Source organism: Tenacibaculum sp. IB213877, assembly GCF_034043975.1.
Lineage (GTDB): Bacteria > Bacteroidota > Bacteroidia > Flavobacteriales > Flavobacteriaceae > Polaribacter.
The window spans coordinates 184,102-205,500 of record NZ_JAXCHH010000006.1 but is presented as its reverse complement, the minus strand read 5'-3'; the positions used below and the strand labels follow the sequence as shown (position 1 = coordinate 205,500).

Below are 21,399 nucleotides of genomic sequence, written 5' to 3'. Positions count from 1 at the left end.
AGCTTTTAAAAACAATAAAATTTTGTTAAATGAATTAATAAAAAAAGTTGCTGAAATAAAAAAATGTTTTATATTTGCACCCGCAATAAGCAATTGGCCCATGGTGTAATGGTAACACACCGGTTTTTGGTGCCGTTATTCTAGGTTCGAGTCCTAGTGGGCCAACAAAACCTTACAGATGTAAGGTTTTTTATTTGCTTAAAGATGAAGATTAATTTTTTTTAATTTAAAACTTTGTTTTTATCTTTGTGTTGCAACTTATTGGCCCATGGTGTAATGGTAACACACCGGTTTTTGGTGCCGTTATTCTAGGTTCGAGTCCTAGTGGGCCAACAAAAAGACTTTGATGTACATCAAAGTCTTTTTTTATGGAATTTAGTTATACTCTAAAAGTTAGAATAGGTTTAGTTGTTTGTTTAGAGAGGTATTTTGTAATGCTCCCGTTAAAAATATGAGATAACCCGCTTCTGCTGTGAGTTCCTAAGGCAATAATATCAGCGTCTATTTCATTGGCAAAGTTTAAAATACCGTTCTCTACTGAAGAATCATTATATATGTTGATGCTGTAGTTTTCGATATTATGTTTTTTTATAAAGTTGTGAATCCTTCTTTTGCATTCATAAGTGTTTTCAAATTTTTGTGGGGTATTTACCTTTAGCAAATGTATTTTACTTTTAAAATCTTTAGAAAAGCTTAATAGTTTTTTAAATGCATGATCTTTTCCTTCTTTGAAGCTTGAAGCAAAAATAATATTTTTAGGCTTAAATTCTTTTTCTTCTTTTTTTACTACAAGTACGGGGATGTCTGAGTTTCTAACAATTTTCTCGGTATTTGAGCCTATTAAAATTTCATCTAACTTGTTATGTCCTTTCGAGCCCATAACTATTAAATTAGCGCTTATTTTTTTGCTATAACTTTGTATGCCGTCAAAAGGTGTTTGAAAACGTATAGAATGAATTACTATTGGGTTTTTCGAGAAAAACTCTTTTTTGTACTCAAGCATTCTGTCTCTAAGTTTTCGTATGTAAAACATACTTTCAGGAATGCTAAAACTGTTACCTAAGCTTAAGTCAATAACTCCGGTAGGTATTTCAACTGCATGTAATATATGGATTTCACTATTATTCTTTCTAGCTATTTTAGAAGCTAATTTACAAGCATTCTCAGCTGAAGGAGAAAAGTCGATAGGTATTAATATTTTTTTCATAATTAAGAATTTTGATTAGGAAGGGATGTATGTACTAAATATACGAAAAAAACGGATGCGCAACAATTTGGTTGTTAGTAAATAACTTACTATATTTGCACAGAATTTACAAAAAAGATGGGAAGGGGACGGTTGTCCCCTCTTTTTATACCTAAAATGAATCAAGAAAAAGTTAAACAATTATTACAAGAAGCTTTAGATGAAAATTCATCATTATTTTTGATTGAATTATCTTTTCTAGAGGATGGTAAAATTAAAGTAATAGTTGATGGAGATAGCGGTGTTCCTTTAAGTGAATGTGTTAGAATTAGCAGAAAGATTGAGTATAACTTAGATAGAGACGAAGAAGATTTTTCGTTAGAGGTAACAACACCAGATATATCACACCCGTTAAAAGAAAAGCGTCAGTACCGTAAAAATGTAAATCGAATTTTAAAAGTTAAAACTAACAATGAAGAATTTGAGGGTACATTAACAAACGTTTCTGATGAAAATATTACGTTAAGTTGGAAAACAAGAGAGCCTAAACCAGTAGGTAAAGGAAAGCATACGGTTGAAAAAACAATTACGTTACCGTATACTGATATTAAAGAAGCAAAAGTTAAGATCGTATTTTAATTAAGATAGAAAATGGAAAATATTGCGTTAATTGAGTCATTTTCAGAATTTAAAGATAATAAAAGTATAGACAGAGTAATGTTAATGTCTATCTTAGAGGAGGTATTTCGTGCTGCATTAAAACGTAAGTTTGGTTCAGATGATAACTTTGATATTATTATTAACCCTGATAAAGGAGACTTAGAAATTTGGAGAAACCGAGTGGTAGTTGCTGATGGTATGTCAGAAGATGATAATGAAGAAATTGAATTGTCAGAAGCAAGAAAAATAGAGCCAGATTTCGAGATTGGTGAAGACGTATCTGAAGAAGTGAAATTAGTAGATTTGGGTAGACGTGCAATATTAGCATTACGTCAAAACTTAATTTCTAAAATTCATGAGCATGATAGTACTAATGTGTTTAAGCAATTTAAAGACTTAGAAGGAGAATTATATTCAGCAGAAGTGCATCATATTCGCCATAATGCAGTAATTTTGTTAGATGATGAAGGTAATGAAATAGTATTGCCTAAGAGTGAGCAAATAAGATCAGACTTTTTTAGAAAAGGAGATGCGGTTAGAGGGGTTATTAAATCGGTTGAATTAAAAGGAAATAAACCTGCAATTATTTTATCAAGAACTTCACCAGAGTTTTTAGTAAAGTTATTTGAACAAGAAATCCCTGAAGTATTTGATGGTTTAATTACTATTGAAGGTGTAGCAAGAATTCCAGGTGAAAAAGCTAAAATAGCTGTTGACTCTTACGATGATAGAATTGATCCTGTTGGAGCGTGTGTTGGTGTTAAAGGTTCTCGTATTCATGGCATAGTTCGTGAGCTAGGTAATGAAAACATTGATGTAATCAATTATACTAAAAACGAACAATTATTTATTGCTAGAGCATTAAGTCCAGCTAAAGTTACTTCTGTTGAAATTGAAAAGTTTGAAGAAGAGAAAAACGGACTTAAAGGACGTGTGAATGTATTGCTAAAACCAGAAGAAGTATCAAAAGCTATAGGTAGAGCTGGGGTTAATATTCGTTTGGCTAGTCAATTAACTGGCTTTGAAATAGATGTTCAAAGAGAAGGTTTAGAAGAAGAAGATGTAGAGTTAACAGAATTCTCAGATGAAATCGAAGCTTGGGTAATTGAAGAGTTCAGAAAAATAGGATTAGACACTGCAAAGAGTGTTTTAGAAAAAGATGTTACAGAATTAGTACAAAGAACAGATCTTGAAGAAGAAACTATTGTAGATGTACAAAGAATCTTGCGTGAAGAATTTGAAGACTAATTCTAATAGTTTAATTTAGGGCGCTCGTTTCCTTGTTTACTAAAAACGAGCAATTATAGAAAGAAAACATAACTATACAATAATAAAGTATAAAGTGTGTTTTTTGATTAAAAATGTATAAAACAATTTATGGCTGAAGCTAAAAAATTAAGACTAAACAAAGTTTTAAGAGAATTAAATATCTCTTTAGATAGAGCAGTAGAGCACTTAGCTAAGAACGGTTTCGAAGTTGAGGCGCGTCCTACTACTAAAATATCTGATGGGGAATACCAAATTTTATTAGATGGTTTCCAAACAGATAAATCTAAAAAGGTAGCATCTAAAGAAGTAAGCGAAGAAAAGCGTAAAGAGAAGGAGGAGATTCGTAAGCGTTTAGAGGCTGAGCAAGAAGCTAAACGTATAGAAGAAGCTAAAAAGCAAGAAGTTCTTAAGGCAAAAGCTGAAAAATTAGAAATTAAAACCGTTGGTAAAATTGATATTGATGGAGGTACTGGTAAAGACGAAACCAAAACTGAAAAAGTAGAGGAAGTAAAGCCAGAGGTAAAAGCAGAAGAACCAAAAGAAATTAAAAAAGAAGAACCAAAGCCGCAACCTATAAAAGCAGAAACTAAAGTAGAAAAACCACATACTAAGGTAGAGAATAAAGAAAAGCCAAAAGTGGTTTTACCGAAAAAAGAAAAGCAACTGGTAAAAGAACAACCTAAAGTTGAAAAACCAGTTGAGATTACTCCGGAAAATGCAGAGAAAATAAAAACGCAATACAAAAAGCTTGATGGACCCAAAATGACAGGTCAGAAAATTGACTTAAAACAATTTGAGCGTCCAAAAAAGAAAAAACCGGAAGCAAAAAAGCAAGATAGCAAAGATGCAGCCGATAAGAAAAAGCGTAAGAGAATTTCTAAACCAACCAATGCTAATCCTAATGCTAATAAAAAAACAGGAGGACAGCAAAATAGAGGTCAGCAACAAAGAGGAAAAGGCAATAATAGAGGAAGAGGCAGACGTACCGAGGTTAAAGAAGAACTAACAGAAGCAGAAATCCAAAAACAAGTAAGAGAAACCTTAGAAAAACTTCAAGGTAAATCTTCAAAAGGAAAAGGAGCAAAATATCGTAGAGACAAAAGAGATCAACACCGTCAACAAGCTGAGGCAGAATTACAAGCCCAAGAAGCAGAAAGTAGAGTGTTAAAAGTAACAGAATTTGTTACAGTTTCTGAAGTAGCTACCATGATGGATAAACCAGTTACAGACATCATTTCTGCATGTATGATGTTAGGTATGATGGTAACAATGAATCAGAGATTAGATGCTGAAACATTACAAATTGTAGCAGAAGAATTTAATTACAAGGTAGAGTTTGTTGGAGCAGAAATTGAAGAGTCTGTTGAAGAAGAAGAAGATAAACCTGAAGATTTAGAATCTAGAGCTCCTATTATCACCGTAATGGGTCACGTAGATCATGGTAAAACATCGTTGTTAGATTATGTACGTAAAGCAAACGTAATTGCTGGAGAAAGTGGAGGAATTACACAACATATTGGAGCTTACAGTGTAGCTTTAGATGGCGGACAAAGAATAACTTTCTTAGATACTCCTGGGCACGAAGCCTTTACAGCAATGCGTGCTCGTGGTGCGCAGGTTACCGATTTGGTAATTATTGTAATTGCTGCAGATGATGATGTAATGCCACAAACTAAAGAAGCAATTGCCCACGCACAAGCAGCGGGTGTACCAATTATATTTGCTATCAACAAAGTTGATAAGCCAAATGCTAATCCAGACAATATTAAAACACAACTTTCTACTATGAACTTACTAGTAGAAGATTGGGGAGGTAATATTCAATCACAAGAAATATCTGCTAAAACAGGTCAAGGAGTTGATGAATTATTAGAAAAAGTATTGTTAGAAGCAGAAGTACTAGAGTTAAAAGCGAATCCTAATAAAAATGCAGTAGGTACTGTTGTAGAAGCACAGTTAGATAAAGGTAGAGGATACGTTACTACTATTTTAGTACAAGCAGGAACCTTACGTATTGGAGATTACTTATTAGCAGGTAAACATAGCGGTAAAGTTAGAGCTATGTTTGATGAAAGAGGTAAAAAAGTAAAAGTAGCAGGACCTTCAACACCAGTTTCTATTTTAGGTTTAGATGGAGCTCCACAAGCAGGAGATAAATTCAATGTATTTGATGATGAAAGAGAAGCAAAACAAATCGCTTCAAAACGTTCTCAATTACAACGTGAACAATCTGTAAGAACACAAAAAACATTAACGTTAGACGAAATTGGTCGTCGTATTGCGTTAGGAGACTTCAAAGAATTAAACATTATCTTAAAAGGAGATGTAGATGGTTCTGTAGAAGCATTAACAGATTCGTTCCAAAAATTATCAACAGAAGAAATTCAAGTAAATATCATTCATAAAGGAGTTGGAGCAATTACAGAATCTGATGTACTTTTAGCAACAGCTTCAGATGCCATTATTGTTGGGTTTAACGTTCGTCCGCAAGGAAATGCTCGTATGGTTGCCGATAGAGAAGAAGTTGATATTAGAACTTATTCAATTATCTATGACGCCATCAATGATCTTAAAGATGCCATGGAAGGAATGTTGTCTCCAGAAATGAAAGAAGAAGTAATAGGTAATGTTGAAATTAGAGAAGTTTATAAAATTTCTAAAATTGGAAACATTGCAGGCTGTATGGTAATGAATGGTAAAATAACAAGAGACTCTAAAGTAAGAATTATTAGAGAAGGTATTGTGGTACATGACGGCGAATTAGCATCATTAAAACGATTTAAAGATGATGTTAAAGAAGTAACCAAAGGATATGATTGTGGTTTACAAATTAAGAACTATAATGATATTAGAGAGGGTGATGTAATTGAAGCTTATATTGAAGTAGCAGTTAAGAAAAAACTTAAATAATTTATAAAAACCTCTGTAAAAAGAGGTTTTTTTTATATATTTAGTAGCAAAATGAGATAGTTATGAAATATGTTTTAACTTTATTTATAGTAATTGGTTCTTTATCGGCTTATTCACAAGGAGCAAGTCAAAATGCTAAAAAGAATAAGCAAATAACAATTGAAGTTGCTGATGATAATTTAGTTTACCAAACTAATAAAGGAGAAGGCATTTATAGACTGTCTACACCAGAGCGTAATTTTATAACTAATACAGCAACAGGTATAGACAATAACCCGAACTCTGCAGCTCTTTCAAAAGGAAAAGCAAAATTTAAATTCCAGGGAAAAAAATACGGTATTAATGAGTTTGCTAAAGGAGTGCCTTTTCAAGGGGTGAAAAATTTATTAATTTCTTTAGAGATTTTAGAATAAAAAAAAGCCTTTTAAAAGGCTTTTTTTTATAGAGGAAGTATAAATGCTCCAGAATATTTTTCTCTAACCTTATTTAAGGCTCTATCGGCATCTAATTTCGTTTTATAACTGCCTACTTGAACCTTCCAATCGGGTTGTTCGTATTTTAACTTAGTATATACACCGGGAAAATCTCTTTCAAAACTGCTTTTTAAGCTCTTAGCCCTAGTTTCATTACCGTTATATAACTGTATCCTAAAACCACTACCATTATATTTGTTGTATTCTCTTTTTTTCTCAAGTAATGAGTTAATGTTTTTATTATCAGTATAACTAGACTGTGCATTTAAAGTTAAAATACCCATTACACTAGCCACAAAAAAAGTTAAAATTACCTTGTTTATTTTCATTATTCAGTTCTTTTTACAAAAGTAACGACTTGTTGGTTAACAGATTGCTTTTAAATGTTATTTAGAATAAATATAAATTACCATTTAGCATTCTCTTAACATTTCACATTTTAGACAGAAGTAGTACTTTTGTGCGAGTTTGTATATCCTATATTTAAGTAGGATGATATGAAAAAATCGTACCAAAATAGATACAAAAATTATATTTTATAGTATGAAAAGTGTGAAACATCACAGTAGATTAACCCAAGTACTCGTAAAGAGTTTTACTTTCCTTGTCATCTTTTTATTAAGTTTTTCAGCTAACTCTCAAGATATTGATGAGGCAAGGCAAAAGGAGGGAAAAAAATTATTTAAGTCTCTTTGTGCATCATGTCATAAATTAGACAAAAAATTAGTAGGGCCTGCTTTAGCAGGTGTTGAGGATAGAAGATCAAACGACTGGTTAAAGTCATGGATTCATGATAATGCAGCGTTAAGAGCTTCTGGAGACAAAGACGCTATTGCAGTTTATGAAGAGTACAATCAGTCAAACATGACTGCTTTTCCTCAGTTAACAGAGCAAAATATAGATGATATTTTATATTATACTACTGTTGGTGAAATTAAAAAAGCAGGAGATGTAGCTGGTGCTTCAGCTGAGGCTGGTGGGGCTAAAAATGATGCTCCAAAATGGTTGATTTACATTTTAGCAGCAGCTATTGTAGTGGCTTTCTTAATTATAGGAAGTCTATTAAAAACTATTAGTGAGTTAAAAGGAGCTCCTAAAACTCCAGGGTTATTAGGGCAAACTGCTGAATTGTGGGAAGGTATTAAACAAAATACATTTTTGCATGTATTGGCAGTAATCTTCGGAGCATTAGTAACAGCTTACTTCTTGTTTGGAACCTTGTTTAAGGTAGGTGTAGATCAAGGGTATCAACCAATTCAACCAATTGCGTTTTCACATAAGATTCATGCTGGAGATAATAAAATTGAATGTCAATACTGTCACTCTGCAGCAAAACATAGTAAGCATTCAGGTATTCCATCTGTAAATGTTTGTATGAACTGTCATAAAAATATTTCAGAAGTAGCTGATGATACAAAGGTTATTCTTGAAGAAGGAGGGACCGTTTTGACAAAAGCAGATTTAGATAAAGAAATCCAAAAGATTTATGATGCGGCAGGATGGGATAAAGATAAATTGGCTTACACTGGAGAAACTAAACCGGTTAAATGGGTTAGAGTTCACAATTTACCTGATTTTGCTTATTTCAATCACTCACAACACGTAACTGTTGCAGGGGTAAAATGTCAAAAATGTCATGGTCCTGTAGAGGAAATGGAAGAGGTATATCAGTTCTCTCCATTAACAATGGGCTGGTGTATAGATTGTCATAAAGAGACTAAAGTAGACTTGAAAGGAAATGATTACTATGCTAAAATTCATGCAGAATTAGCTAAGAAGTATGGGGTAGATCAAGTTACCATTGCTCAGTTAGGAGGAAAAGAATGTGGTAAGTGCCACTATTAATAATTTAGAAAGTAGAAAAACACATATATAAATGGCTTCAAACAAAAAATACTGGCAAAGTGTTGAAGAACTAAAAGGAAGTTCTGTTGTTGAAACGCTACGTAATAGTGAGTTTGTAGAAGAAATTCCAACGGATGAGTTTTTAGGTGATAAAGAAACTTTAGAAACTTCATCTACAAGTCGTAGAGATTTCTTAAAATACGTTGGGTTTACTACTGCTGCTGCTTCATTAGCAGCTTGCGAAGGACCTGTTAGAAAATCAATCCCTTACGTTGTGCAACCAGACAATATAGTTGTTGGAGTTGCAGACTGGTATGCAACCACAATTGCTGATGGGTTTGATTTTGCAAACGTATTAGTAAAAACTCGTGAAGGACGTCCAATCCAAATCATGCCAAATAAAGAAGCAGGAGGAGTAACTAACGCTCGTGTTCAAGCTTCTGTTTTGTCTTTATATGATGAAAGATTACGTTTAAAGCAACCAAGAAAAGGAGATGCTCAAATTACTTGGGCTGATGCAGATAAAGAAATTGTTGCTGAATTAAATAAATTAAAAGCAGCTAATGCTCCTGTAGTTTTATTAACAGGTACATTAGCAAGCCCATCTACAGAAAAAGTTATTGCAGATTTTATAGCGCAATATCCAAATGTAAAGCATGTAGTTTATGATGCGATTTCAGAAAGTGGAACTGCTGATGCATTTGAAGCTATGTATGGTAAACGTGCTTTACCAAACTATGATTTTAGCAAAGCAGAAGTAATTGCTTCTGTCGGTGCAGATTTCTTAGGAGATTGGCAAGGTGGTTATGAAAAATCATATGCAGAAGGACGTAGACCAGAATCAGGTAACATGTCTTACCATGTTCAGGTAGAAAGTAATATGAGTTTAGCAGGAGCCAATGCTGATAAACGTTTAGTGGTAAAGCCATCTGAACAAGTATACGCTCTTATCAATTTATACAATGCAATTACTGGAGCTAGTAAGCCTTCTAAACCTACTGCTATTGATGCCGAAATCAAAAAATTAGCAGCAAGCTTACAAAAAGCAGGTAGCAAGGGTGTTGTAGTTACTGGTTTAAATGATAAAAATGCACAATTAATCACTTTAGCTATTAACAAAGCGTTAAATAGTGAAGTAATAGATGTAAATGCAGTTAGCTACGCTCGTCAAGGAAATGACACTGAAGTTGCTCAATTAGTAAACGATTTAAAATCAGGCGCAGTAAAAGGATTGATTACTTATAACGTAAATCCTGTTTATTCAATTACTGGTTTTGGAGAGGCTGCTAAAAAAGCAGGTTTATCAGTAGCTATTTCTACTCAAAACGATGATACAGCAAGTGCTGCTCAATATGCATTACCAGCTCCTCATAATTTAGAAAGTTGGGGAGATGTTATGGTTACTGAAGGTGCGTATAGCTTAATGCAACCAACTATTCAACCATTATTTAATACACGTCAAATTCAAGATGTGTTATTAAAGTGGTTAGGGAGTGATAAAAACTATTATGATACACTAAAAGAGTTTTGGAGTGCAAATGTATTGAACGGTTCTTCATGGAATCAAGCATTACACGATGGTTTCTTCAAAACAGAAGTAACTTCAGAAGCTGTTTCAAATGAAGTTGATCTTAATGTAGTAGTATCAGATTTACTTAAAAATACAAAGCCATCTCAATATGAGTTAAACTTATATTCTTCTACAGCTTTAGGAGATGGTAAGCTAGCAAATAACCCTTGGTTGCAAGAGTTGCCAGATCCAATTACACGTGCTTCTTGGGATAATTACTTAACTATGTCTATGGCAGATGCTAAAGAGTTAGGTTTTGAAAACCCTGTAAGAGACAACGGTGCAATTGATGGTAATTACGCAAATGTAACTGTAAATGGAGTTACTATAAACAACATTCCTGTAATTATTCAACCAGGTCAAGCTAAAGGTTCATTCGGTTTAGCTTTAGGGTATGGTAGAACTCATGGGATGAAAGAAGAGATGCAGGTAGGTATCAATGCTTATCCATTCTACGCTAACAGTAACAATGTACAATATGGAGTTACTGTTGAGAAAGCTAGCGGATGGCACAAGTTTGCTTGTATTCAGGTACAGAGTACTTTAGCAGGGCGCCATGATATTTTAAGAGAAGCTACTTTAGCAGAAGTTAATAATAAGTCTTTAGACCCAAAACATACTTGGAACAAACCATTCATGGTTTCTTACGATCATCAAGAGGTTGAAGGAAGTAAAATTGATTTATGGGATGATCATAATCGTGAAATAGGTCATCACTTTAACTTATCTATCGATTTAACATCTTGTACAGGTTGTGGAGCTTGTGTTATCGCATGTCATGCAGAAAACAACGTTCCTGTTGTTGGTAAAGATGAAGTTAGAGTAGGTAGAGATATGCACTGGTTGCGTATTGATCGTTACTATTCTTCTACTGTTGAAGATAAGCAATTGGAAGCTTCAATGACCATGGAAGAGTTTAAGGCTCAAAACCCTGGTATTGCTAATAAGGACTTAGAAAGAAAGTATACAGAAAAGGTATTAGGATTAAGCAAAGGAGATTTATTTGATGCTTTAGAAAATTCAGCAGAAAACCCACAAGTTGCTTTCCAACCAATGATGTGTCAGCACTGTAATCACGCACCATGTGAAACAGTATGTCCTGTAGCAGCAACTTCTCACGGTCGTCAAGGTCAAAACCAAATGGCATACAACCGTTGTGTGGGTACTCGTTACTGTGCAAACAACTGTCCATACCGTGTACGTCGTTTCAACTGGTTTAACTACGCAGAAAATAACGAGTTTGACTTTAATATGAACAATGAGTACGGTAAAATGGTGTTAAACCCAGATGTAGTTGTTCGTTCAAGAGGAGTTATGGAAAAATGTTCTATGTGTATTCAAATGACACAAGCTACTATCTTAAAGGCTAAGAAAGAAGGTAGAGAAGTAAAAGCTAATGAATTTGATGTGGCATGTGCACAAGCTTGTTCAACAGGTTCTATGGTGTTTGGAGATGTAAACAATCCAAAAGATGCCGTTGCGTCATTAAAAGAAGACAAAAGAGCTTTCCACGTGTTAGACTACATTGGAACAAAACCAAACGTAGTTTACCAAGTAAAAGTTAGAAATACAAACGAAGCATAATAATAAAATAATAAGAATATAGATTATGTCGTCTCATTACGAATCATCTTATAGACAGCCTCTAATTTTGGGTAACAAAAGTTATCATGACATTACGGAGGATATTGCAAGGCCTATTGAAGGTAAAGCCAATAAAAATTGGTATATAGCATTCTATATCTCTTTAGTAGCAATGCTATGGGGATTTGGATGTATCTTTTACACCGTTGGTACAGGTATCGGTGTATGGGGGTTAAGTAAAAACATCGGTTGGGCATGGGATATTACCAACTTTGTATGGTGGGTAGGTATCGGTCACGCTGGTACACTTATTTCTGCTGTATTATTACTTTTCCGCCAAAAATGGAGAATGGCAATTAACCGTTCTGCAGAAGCAATGACAATCTTTGCGGTATTCCAAGCAGGATTGTTCCCAATTATTCACATGGGTCGTCCATGGAATGGTTATTGGGTATTACCTATTCCAAACCAATTTGGTTCATTATGGGTTAACTTTAACTCACCACTTTTATGGGACGTATTTGCAATTTCTACATATTTATCAGTATCATTAGTTTTCTGGTGGACTGGTTTATTACCTGATTTCGCTACGATTCGTGATAGAGCTGTAAAACCTTTCCAAAAGAAAATATATTCATTATTAGCATTCGGTTGGTCTGGTAGAGCAAAAGACTGGCAACGTTTTGAAGAGGTGTCTTTAGTATTAGCAGGTTTAGCTACTCCGTTAGTATTATCTGTACACACTATCGTATCATTTGACTTCGCAACGTCTATCAACCCAGGATGGCACTCTACAATTTTCCCTCCTTACTTTGTTGCTGGAGCAATTTTCTCAGGATTTGCAATGGTACAAACCTTATTAGGAGTAATGCGTAAAGTAACTAACCTTGAAGCATATATTACACGTTTACATGTTGAGTACATGAACATTGTAATTATCTTAACTGGTGGTATTGTAGCAGTTGCTTATGCAACAGAGTTCTTTATCGCTTGGTATACAGGTTCTCCTTATGAAAATTATACTTATTTATCATTTGGTGCTGAAGCAGGAGCTTATGGATGGGCGTTCTGGTCACTTTTAATTTGTAACATCTTTACACCACAGTTATTATGGATTAAGAAGATAAGAAGAAGCTTTGTATGGTCTTTTATCATCTCAATTGTCATTAACATTGGTATGTGGTTTGAGCGTTTTGATATTATTGCAATTGTATTAAGTAAAGGACAATTACCATCTACATGGTGGCGTTTTGAGCCAACATTTGTTGATGTGGGTATTTTTATTGGTACAATTGGTTTCTTTGGAGTGTTATTCTTATTATACGCAAGAACATTCCCTGTAATTCCAACAGCAGAAGTAAAAACAATCTTGAAATCATCAGGAGAGAATTTTAAAAAATTAAGAGACGAGAACAATGAGCACTAATAAAGTAATTCACGCAATATACAATGATGATGATATCTTAATGGATGCTGTTAAGAAAGTAAAGAATGCACATCATCATATTGAGGAGATATATACACCATTTCCTGTTCACGGTTTAGATAAAGCTATGGGATTAGCTCCAACACGTTTAGCTATTACCGCTTTTTTATACGGAATTACAGGTTTAAGCATAGCAATATGGTTAACATGGTACACAATGATTGCTGATTGGCCACAAGATATTGGAGGAAAACCAAATTTCTCTTGGGCTAAAAACATGCCAGCATTTGTTCCTATTTTATTCGAATTAACAGTATTTTTTGCAGCGCACTTAATGGTAATTACATTTTACATGCGTAGTAAATTATGGCCATTTAAAGATGCTGAAAATCCAGATCCAAGAACAACAGATGATCATTTCTTAATGGAAATTCCAGTTCACGGTAATGAAGACGAATTAAAAGCTTTGTTAGAAACAACAGGCGCTGTAGAAATTAACGTAGTAGATAAGCACTAAGAGATATGAAGAGTTTAAAAATAATTATCGCTTTAGTCGTAGTTGCAAGCTTTGCATCGTGTAACAACAAGCGTACACCACAATTACAATATATGCCAGATATGTATGTATCTGTGCCGTATGATGCTAACGGAGTTAACTCTGCCGGAGGAGTAGCTGTAAACAGATTACCAGTTGCTGGTACTGTTAGCAGAAAAGGTGATGTAGCTTACGATATACCTAATTCAAATGAAGGGTATGAAAAAGCCAAAGCTGAGTTAAAAAATCCATTAGAGGTAACGGAAGAGAACTTAGCAAAAGGAAAAGAATTATATGACATCTATTGTGCTGTTTGCCATGGTACAAAAGGAGACGGAAACGGTATCTTAACTCAAAGAGATAAGTTTAACGGTATTCCAAATTATAAGGATAGAGAGATTACAGAAGGAAGTATTTACCATGTTATTATGTATGGTAGAAACTTAATGGGATCTCATGCGTCTCAACTTACTTACAATGAACGTTGGAAAGTTGTACAATACGTAGAAAAATTAAAAAGCGAATTATAATCAAAGTCTATAGATACTAAGATATGTACCAGTTTTCAGGAAAATTAAAAATGGTTGCTATTATTTTAATGGCTTTAGGACTGTTAGGAACTGCTTATAGTTTCTTATCTGCACCTAAAACTATTGAAGAAGCAAAAGAGATATTAGCAAAACAGCATGATAGTCATCATGGTGCTGGTCATGGAGAGGCTCATACTTCAGATGCTACTCATGCAGCTCCTGTTAAAGAAGAAAAGCATGAAGAAACTACTCATGCCGTAGAAGAAGTTGAAGAAGCCCATTCAGAAGCAGCTACACATACTGAAGAAGTTGTTGAACATGTAGAGCATGTTGCTGATTCAGTTAAAACTCACGTTGAAGAAGCTAAAGAACAAGTAGACCACGCTGTTGAAGCGCATACTGCTGCTGTTCAAGAACACAAAGAAGAAACTCATGCAGGTGCTCATGGTGAAGATCATGGAGATGCACATGCAGAACACGCATTACATCAAATGCAAAACAGACCTTGGTCTGCTATTTATGTAGCAATGTTATTCTTTTTAGGTATAACTTTACTAGTATTGGCTTTTTATGCAGCTCAAAGATTAGCACAAGCAGGATGGTCTGTAGTGTTGTTTAGAGTAATGGAAGCAATAACAGCTAACTTACACTATGTAAGTGTTGCTATGTTATTATTTTTAGTACTAACTTTTATGCACATGAACCATTTATTTCCATGGATGGCAGAAGGAGTTGTTGATCCAACAAGTCCTAATTATGATCCTATAGTAGATGGTAAAAGTTGGTGGTTAAACACTCCAGGTTGGTTAATTAGAGGAATTATCTATTTAGCAGGATGGAATGCTTATCGTTTCTTAATTAGAAAAGGATCTATAGAACAAGATAATGGAGATTTAAAATTACATAAGAAAAACTACAACATGTCAGTAATTTTTGTTGTATTCTTTATGTTAACTGAATCTATGGCTTCTTGGGACTGGATTATGAGTATTGATCCACACTGGTTCTCTACTTTGTTCGGATGGTATGTATTAGCTACTTTCTTAGTATGTGCACTTACTGTAATTGCTATGGTAACTATTTACCTGCGTTCTAAAGGTCAACTACCATTTGTTAATGATAGCCATATTCATGATTTAGCTAAATTTATGTTTGGTTTCTCTGTATTCTGGACATATTTATGGTTTGCTCAATTCATGTTAATTTGGTATGCAGATATGCCAGAAGAAACTACTTATTTCTTACAACGTTTTAATGAATATAAGTTACCATTCTTAGGTATGGTTGTATTAAACTTTATATTCCCGGTATTATTATTAATTAATAGTGACTTTAAGAGTATACCTTGGTTTGTAATTTTAGGAGGAACAGTAATCTTAATTGGTCATTATATTGATTTATTTGTAATGATTATGCCAGGTACTGTGGGTACTAACTGGGGATTCGGTTTAGGTGAATTAGGTGGATTGTTCTTCTTTGCAGGAGTATTCATTTATGCTACTTTTAGCGCTTTTGAAAAAGCAAATCCGTTAGCAAAAGGAAATCCATTTGTACATGAAAGTGAAACTCATCACTATTACAATATAGAACACAGAGGTGAAGAAAATTCACACCACTAAAAAGAAAATATAAAACAATAATAGTTTAGATAATATGCTCGCTTTATTTTACATTTTTATTGCAGTTGCACTAGGAGTAAGTTTTTGGCAAATTACCCGCGTAATGAATTTACGTGAAGTAATTGCAAACGATAAAGACAATGATACACAAGGTAAAATAGCATTAGGATTCTTAGTATTCTTATATGCAATGATGATTTACTGTTTAATTGCAATGAATGTTATCATGTTACCAGAAAGTGCTTCTATAGAAGGAGAACATGATGATCGTTTGTTTAACATTACTTTCTGGTTGATAGGTATTGTACAGTTTGCAATGCAATTCATCATTTTTTATTTTTCATATAAATACAGAGGAAATAAAAATAGAAAAGCCTTATTCTATGCAGATAGTCATAAATTAGAATTGTTATGGACATCAATTCCTGCATTTACCATTGTATGTTTAATAGGTTATGGCTTATGGGCATGGAACAATGTTATGAATATAGGAGAAGATGAAGATCCAATCATTATAGAGGTTTATTCTCAACAATTCCGTTGGGATGCTCGTTATGCAGGTTCAGACAATGAGTTAGGACTAGGTAATGTTAACTTTATTAAAGGTATTAATACCATGGGGGTTGATATGAGTGATCCTAAAGCTCAAGATGACAAGCAAGTAACTGAATTATACTTGCCAAAAGGTAAAAAAGTATTATTTAAGTTCCGCTCTCAAGATGTTTTACACTCTGCATATATGCCTCACTTTAGAGCGCAAATGAACTGTGTGCCTGGTATGGTTACTCAATTTGGTTTTACACCTAAGTATACTACAGAAGAAATGCGTCAAAGTTCAGAAGTAATTGCAAAAGCTAAAGGAATTAATAAAATTAGACAAGCTAAAGGAGAAGAACCTTATGTGTTTGACTATTTATTATTATGTAATAAAATTTGTGGAGCATCTCATTACAATATGCAAATGAAAATTACTGTTGTAGAAGAAGAGGAGTATAACAAATGGTTAGGAGAGCAAAAAACATTAGCTCAAGTTATTAAATAAGGTATTTTTAAAAAGTTATAAAGAGATAGATTATGTCAGATCATCATCACAAAGAAACATTTGTAACCAAGTACATTTTCAGTACCGATCATAAAATGATTTCAAAACAATTTCTTATTACAGGAATGTTTATGGGAATTATTGGGGTATTCATGTCAATGTTGTTTCGTTTGCAAATCGCATGGCCAGAAAAGTCGTTTTCAATTATTGAAGCATTTTTAGGTTCTCATCAAATAGATGGCGTTATGAACCCAGATATGTACTTAGCATTGGTAACAATTCATGGTACAATTATGGTATTCTTTGTATTAACTGCCGGATTAAGTGGTACATTCTCAAACCTATTAATACCATTGCAAATTGGAGCTAGAGATATGGCTTCTGGGTTTATGAATATGGTATCTTATTGGTTATTTTTCTTATCATCAATTATTATGGTTGCTTCTTTATTTGTTGAAGCAGGACCAGCATCTGCAGGATGGACAATTTACCCTCCATTATCGGCATTACCACAAGCTATTCCAGGTTCTGGAGCAGGTATGACTTTATGGTTAGTTTCTATGGCTATATTTATTGCTTCGTCATTAATTGGTTCATTAAACTATATCGTAACAGTATTAAACTTACGTACAAAAGGAATGAAAATGACAAGATTGCCATTAACTATTTGGGCATTCTTTATTACAGCAGTAATTGGTGTAGTATCATTCCCTGTATTATTATCTGCAGCTTTATTATTAATCTTTGATAGAAGCTTTGGAACATCATTCTACTTATCAGACATTTTTATTTCAGGAGAAGTTTTACATTATCAAGGAGGATCACCTGTATTATTTGAACATTTATTCTGGTTCTTAGGTCACCCAGAGGTATATATTATTTTATTACCAGCATTAGGTATTTCATCAGAAGTAATTTCAACTAATGCTCGTAAACCTATCTTTGGTTACCGTGCCATGATCGGTTCTATTTTAGGTATTGCATTCTTATCAACAATTGTATGGGGTCACCACATGTTCGTATCAGGTATGAACCCATTCTTAGGATCAGTATTTACATTTACAACAGTATTAATTGCAATTCCATCGGCAGTAAAAGCGTTTAACTACGTAACTACATTATGGAAAGGTAATTTACAAATGAACCCAGCTATGTTATTCTCAATCGGATTAGTTTCTACCTTCGTAACTGGAGGTTTAACAGGACTAGTATTAGGAGACTCTGCATTAGATATTAACGTTCATGATACGTATTTTGTAGTAGCACACTTCCACTTAGTAATGGGTGTATCTGCATTATTTGGTATGTTTGCTGGTGTGTACCACTGGTTCCCAAAAATGTATGGTAAAATGATGAACAAAACATTAGGTTATTGGCATTTCTGGATTACAATAATTTCTGCATACGGAGTATTTTTCCCAATGCACTTTATTGGATTAGCTGGTTTACCACGTCGTTACTATACAAACACAAACTTTCCAATGTTTGATGATTTAGCAGATATTAACGTATTTATGACTGTTATGGCAATTATTGGTGGTTTAGCACAGTTAATTTTCTTAGCAAACTTCTTCATATCAATTTATAGAGGAAAGACTGCCGAAAAGAACCCATGGAAATCTAATACCTTAGAGTGGACTACACCTGTAGAACATATCCACGGGAACTGGCCAGGGCAAATCCCACACGTTTACCGTTGGGCTTATGACTACAGTAAAACTGATGAAAAAGGTAACTACATTCACGGACAAGATTTTGTTTTACAAACTATTCCATTAAAGGATGGAGAGCAACCTTCATAAACAAAAAAATAGACAAAAAATGCCTTTCATTAGAAAGGCATTTTTTTTGTACTAAAGATTCCTTAAACAATAACTTATTTAATAGCTAAACCATACTATTTAAATTCTTATAAGTATCTTAGCTTTAATCCTAAAAGTTGAGTAACAATTATTACATATACAGCTTATCATTTAAAGTATATTTGCACCTATGAACGAAAATTTAAATCCTGATAAAGAACATTTTTCAAAGGATGAGATTGATGTAGAAAAAAAATTAAGACCCTTATCTTTTGATGATTTTACGGGTCAAGAACAAGCATTAGAAAATCTTAAAATTTTTGTAGAAGCAGCTAATTTGAGAGATGAAGCTCTAGATCATACATTGTTTCATGGCCCTCCAGGATTAGGAAAAACAACTCTTGCACATATTTTGGCTAATGAACTAGGTGTGGGAATTAAAGTTACCTCAGGGCCTGTATTAGATAAACCAGGTGATTTAGCAGGATTATTGACAAATTTAGATGAAAGAGATGTCTTATTTATAGATGAAATCCACCGTTTAAGCCCTATAGTTGAAGAATATCTGTATTCAGCTATGGAAGACTATAAAATAGACATTATGATTGAAACAGGGCCAAACGCACGCACTGTTCAAATAAATTTAGAGCCGTTTACATTGGTAGGAGCTACAACACGCTCAGGTTTACTAACAGCACCAATGAGAGCAAGATTTGGTATTAGTAGTCGTTTACATTACTATTCAACTGAATTATTAACAAGTATTATTCAAAGAAGCTCTCACATATTAGGAGTACCTATTTCTATGGAAGCCGCTATAGAAATAGCGGGTAGAAGTAGAGGAACACCACGTATTGCTAACGCACTATTGCGTAGAGTGCGTGATTTTGCACAAATTAAAGGTGATGGTACAATTACCATAGAAATTGCAAAATATGCCCTAAAAGCGCTTAACGTAGATGCACATGGATTAGATGAAATGGATAATAAAATCTTATCAACTATTATAGATAAGTTTAAAGGAGGTCCGGTAGGAATTTCAACCTTAGCAACTGCGGTTGCAGAAAATGCTGAAACTATAGAAGAGGTTTATGAACCTTTTTTAATTCAACAAGGATTTATAATGCGTACACCCAGAGGAAGAGAGGTTACCGATTTAGCATATAAACATTTAGGAAGAATAAAAGGAAGCTCACAAAGAGAATTATTTTAGTGGATATAAAGAAAATCATACCCATTGCAGACTGGTTACCGCATTATAAAACATCACAATTAAAAGGAGATATTTTTGCGGGTATAACTGTGGCTATTATTTTAATACCACAAGGCATAGCTTATGCTTTAATTGCTGGATTGCCGCCAATTTATGGGCTGTATAGTGCACTGGTTCCTCAAATAGTGTATGCAATTTTTGGTACCTCAAGGCAGGTAGCTATTGGTCCGGTAGCCATGGATTCTTTAATTGTAGCTACAGGAGTTTCTACTTTAGCATTAGCAGGTTCTGAAAGTTATATATCCATAGCCATATTACTAGCTTTAGTAGTAGGTATAATTCAATTTTTAATGGGAATTTTTAGATTAGGTTTTATTGTTAATTTTTTATCAAGACCCGTAATTACAGGTTTTACCTCTGCAGTAGCTTTAACTATTGGGCTAAATCAATTTAGAAATTTATTAGGAGTAGAGTTTCTTCAAAGCGATCAAATTTATATATTACTTTCAGATGTCTTTCATAAATTACCACAATTCAATACCCATACAACCATAATAGGTACAGCCGCTTGTATAATTATTATTGTTTTTAGAAAAATTAATAAAAAAATACCGAGTGCGTTAATAGTGGTGGTTCTGGGTATAGCAACGATGCATTTTTTTGGTAACAGTTTAACAGATGTTGCCATTGTAAAAAACATACCTTCTGGGTTACCGACTCTTTATTTCCCAGAACTAGATATTGCACAAATAAAAGAATTACTACCCATTGCCTTTACCTTAGTTATGGTAGGATATTTAGAAACCATATCTATAGGAAAAACCTTAGAAGCAAAACAAGATGATTATAGAGTAGAACCTAATCAAGAACTAATAGCGTTAGGATTGAGCAATTTATTAGGAAGTTTATTTAAATCTTATCCCTCAGCTTCCAGTTTTTCAAGATCAGCTATTAATGCAGAGTCAGGAGGAACCACAGGTGTGTCAGCAATAGTATCTGCCATAATAGTAATGATTACACTATTGTTTTTAACTCCTGTTTTTTATTACCTACCTAAAACAGTTTTAGCAGCTATTATTGTAGTTGCAGTTTTTAATTTAATCAACTTTTCAGAAGCTAAATTTTTATGGAAAGCCAATAATTTAGACTTTTGGTTATTGGTAGCTACTTTTTTTTCAACCTTAATTTTTGGTATTGAATATGGTATTTTAATAGGTGTAGGGTTATCAATTATTGTATTAATTTATAGAACTTCGAGACCTTATGTAGCAGAGTTAGGTAAAGTGCCAGAATCTGATTTTTATAAAAATAAAGCTCGATTTAAAGAAGTAATCTTAGAAAAAGATGTCCTTGTTTTTCGTTTTGATGCTCAGCTATTTTATGCCAATGCTAATTACTTTAGAGATAAGTTAGATGAGATGACAAAAGAAAAAGGAACCGCACTAAAATTAATAGTTTTAGATGGAGAAAGCATTAATAGAGTAGACAGTACCGGAGTTGAAATGTTAAAAGACAGAATTAAATACTTTAAAAAGAAAGGAGTTACTTTTTATTTAGCAGGAATAAAAGGTCCGGTAAGAGATGCTTTGTTTAGAGGTGGATTATTAGAAATCATTGATATTAATCATTTTTTTATGCGTGCTAACGACGCTGTAAAATTTTACAAAACAGGAGACAATGAAACTCAAAGGAAATACGCTCAATACATACATCAAGCGTATCAATAAAATTACAA

16 protein-coding genes and 2 tRNA genes are annotated in these 21,399 nt (G+C 33.6%); 16 read left to right on the top strand and 2 right to left on the bottom strand.

Annotated features, from left to right (window positions below; genetic code table 11):
• The first annotated feature begins 94 nt into the window (after positions 1-94).
• Together SLH33_RS08585 and SLH33_RS08580 are read left to right on the top strand one after the other, a co-directional pair.
• A tRNA-Gln gene (locus tag SLH33_RS08585) sits at positions 95-165 on the top strand.
• Between the two features lie 97 nt (positions 166-262).
• A tRNA-Gln gene (locus SLH33_RS08580) sits at positions 263-333 on the top strand.
• A 46-nt stretch (positions 334-379) separates the two neighbouring features.
• On the opposite strand, the gene SLH33_RS08575 is transcribed toward SLH33_RS08580, so the two are convergent.
• Entirely contained in the window at positions 380-1,207 is an 828-nt protein-coding gene (locus tag SLH33_RS08575) for a universal stress protein (protein ID WP_320418673.1), read from the bottom strand.
• A gap of 156 nt (positions 1,208-1,363) precedes the next feature.
• Here SLH33_RS08575 and rimP point away from each other — a divergent pair, with 156 nt between their 5' ends.
• From rimP to SLH33_RS08555, 4 genes are all read left to right on the top strand, one after another.
• Entirely contained in the window at positions 1,364-1,825 is a 462-nt protein-coding gene (gene rimP, locus SLH33_RS08570; RefSeq protein ID WP_320418672.1) for a ribosome assembly cofactor RimP, read from the top strand.
• Positions 1,826-1,837: 12 nt separating this feature from the next.
• Positions 1,838-3,094 (top strand): transcription termination factor NusA, encoded by a 1,257-nt coding sequence (nusA, locus tag SLH33_RS08565; protein ID WP_320418671.1) that lies wholly within the window; start codon positions 1,838-1,840, stop codon positions 3,092-3,094.
• A gap of 129 nt (positions 3,095-3,223) precedes the next feature.
• Entirely contained in the window at positions 3,224-6,025 is a 2,802-nt protein-coding gene (gene infB / locus SLH33_RS08560) for a translation initiation factor IF-2 (RefSeq protein WP_320418670.1), read from the top strand.
• A 62-nt stretch (positions 6,026-6,087) separates the two neighbouring features.
• Positions 6,088-6,438, top strand: coding sequence for a hypothetical protein (locus SLH33_RS08555; RefSeq protein WP_320418669.1), 351 nt, complete (start codon positions 6,088-6,090; stop codon positions 6,436-6,438).
• Between the two features lie 26 nt (positions 6,439-6,464).
• On the opposite strand, the gene SLH33_RS08550 is transcribed toward SLH33_RS08555, so the two are convergent.
• Entirely contained in the window at positions 6,465-6,827 is a 363-nt protein-coding gene (locus SLH33_RS08550; RefSeq protein ID WP_320418668.1) for an SPOR domain-containing protein, read from the bottom strand.
• A 214-nt stretch (positions 6,828-7,041) separates the two neighbouring features.
• Between SLH33_RS08550 and SLH33_RS08545 the strand changes: the two genes are divergently transcribed.
• The 10 genes from SLH33_RS08545 to SLH33_RS08500 all read left to right on the top strand — a co-directional run bounded on the left by SLH33_RS08545 (position 7,042) and on the right by SLH33_RS08500 (position 21,391).
• Positions 7,042-8,343 carry a c-type cytochrome gene (locus tag SLH33_RS08545; RefSeq protein WP_320418667.1) on the top strand — a complete coding sequence of 434 codons (1,302 nt, stop codon included), beginning with the start codon at positions 7,042-7,044 and terminating at the stop codon, positions 8,341-8,343.
• A 31-nt stretch (positions 8,344-8,374) separates the two neighbouring features.
• Entirely contained in the window at positions 8,375-11,497 is a 3,123-nt protein-coding gene (locus SLH33_RS08540; RefSeq protein ID WP_320418666.1) for a TAT-variant-translocated molybdopterin oxidoreductase, read from the top strand.
• A gap of 25 nt (positions 11,498-11,522) precedes the next feature.
• Entirely contained in the window at positions 11,523-12,923 is a 1,401-nt protein-coding gene (gene nrfD / locus SLH33_RS08535; RefSeq protein ID WP_320418665.1) for an NrfD/PsrC family molybdoenzyme membrane anchor subunit, read from the top strand.
• Positions 12,913-13,440: a DUF3341 domain-containing protein gene (locus SLH33_RS08530; RefSeq protein ID WP_320418664.1), complete on the top strand. Its 528-nt coding sequence runs from the start codon at positions 12,913-12,915 to the stop codon at positions 13,438-13,440. The genes nrfD and SLH33_RS08530 overlap by 11 nt, the downstream gene beginning before the upstream one ends.
• 5 nt (positions 13,441-13,445) lie before the next feature.
• On the top strand, positions 13,446-13,988 hold the full coding sequence (locus tag SLH33_RS08525) for a cytochrome c (protein WP_320418663.1): 543 nt from the start codon (positions 13,446-13,448) through the stop codon (positions 13,986-13,988).
• Between the two features lie 23 nt (positions 13,989-14,011).
• Entirely contained in the window at positions 14,012-15,607 is a 1,596-nt protein-coding gene (locus SLH33_RS08520; RefSeq protein ID WP_320418662.1) for a quinol:cytochrome C oxidoreductase, read from the top strand.
• 34 nt (positions 15,608-15,641) lie between these two features.
• Positions 15,642-16,649, top strand: coding sequence for a cytochrome c oxidase subunit II (locus SLH33_RS08515; RefSeq protein WP_320418661.1), 1,008 nt, complete (start codon positions 15,642-15,644; stop codon positions 16,647-16,649).
• A gap of 32 nt (positions 16,650-16,681) precedes the next feature.
• Positions 16,682-18,451 carry a cbb3-type cytochrome c oxidase subunit I gene (locus SLH33_RS08510; protein WP_320418660.1) on the top strand — a complete coding sequence of 590 codons (1,770 nt, stop codon included), beginning with the start codon at positions 16,682-16,684 and terminating at the stop codon, positions 18,449-18,451.
• A gap of 190 nt (positions 18,452-18,641) precedes the next feature.
• Positions 18,642-19,664: a Holliday junction branch migration DNA helicase RuvB gene (gene ruvB / locus SLH33_RS08505; RefSeq protein ID WP_320418659.1), complete on the top strand. Its 1,023-nt coding sequence runs from the start codon at positions 18,642-18,644 to the stop codon at positions 19,662-19,664.
• Positions 19,664-21,391 carry a solute carrier family 26 protein gene (locus tag SLH33_RS08500; RefSeq protein WP_320418658.1) on the top strand — a complete coding sequence of 576 codons (1,728 nt, stop codon included), beginning with the start codon at positions 19,664-19,666 and terminating at the stop codon, positions 21,389-21,391. Before ruvB ends, SLH33_RS08500 begins: the two co-directional genes overlap by 1 nt.
• Positions 21,392-21,399: the final 8 nt, after the last annotated feature.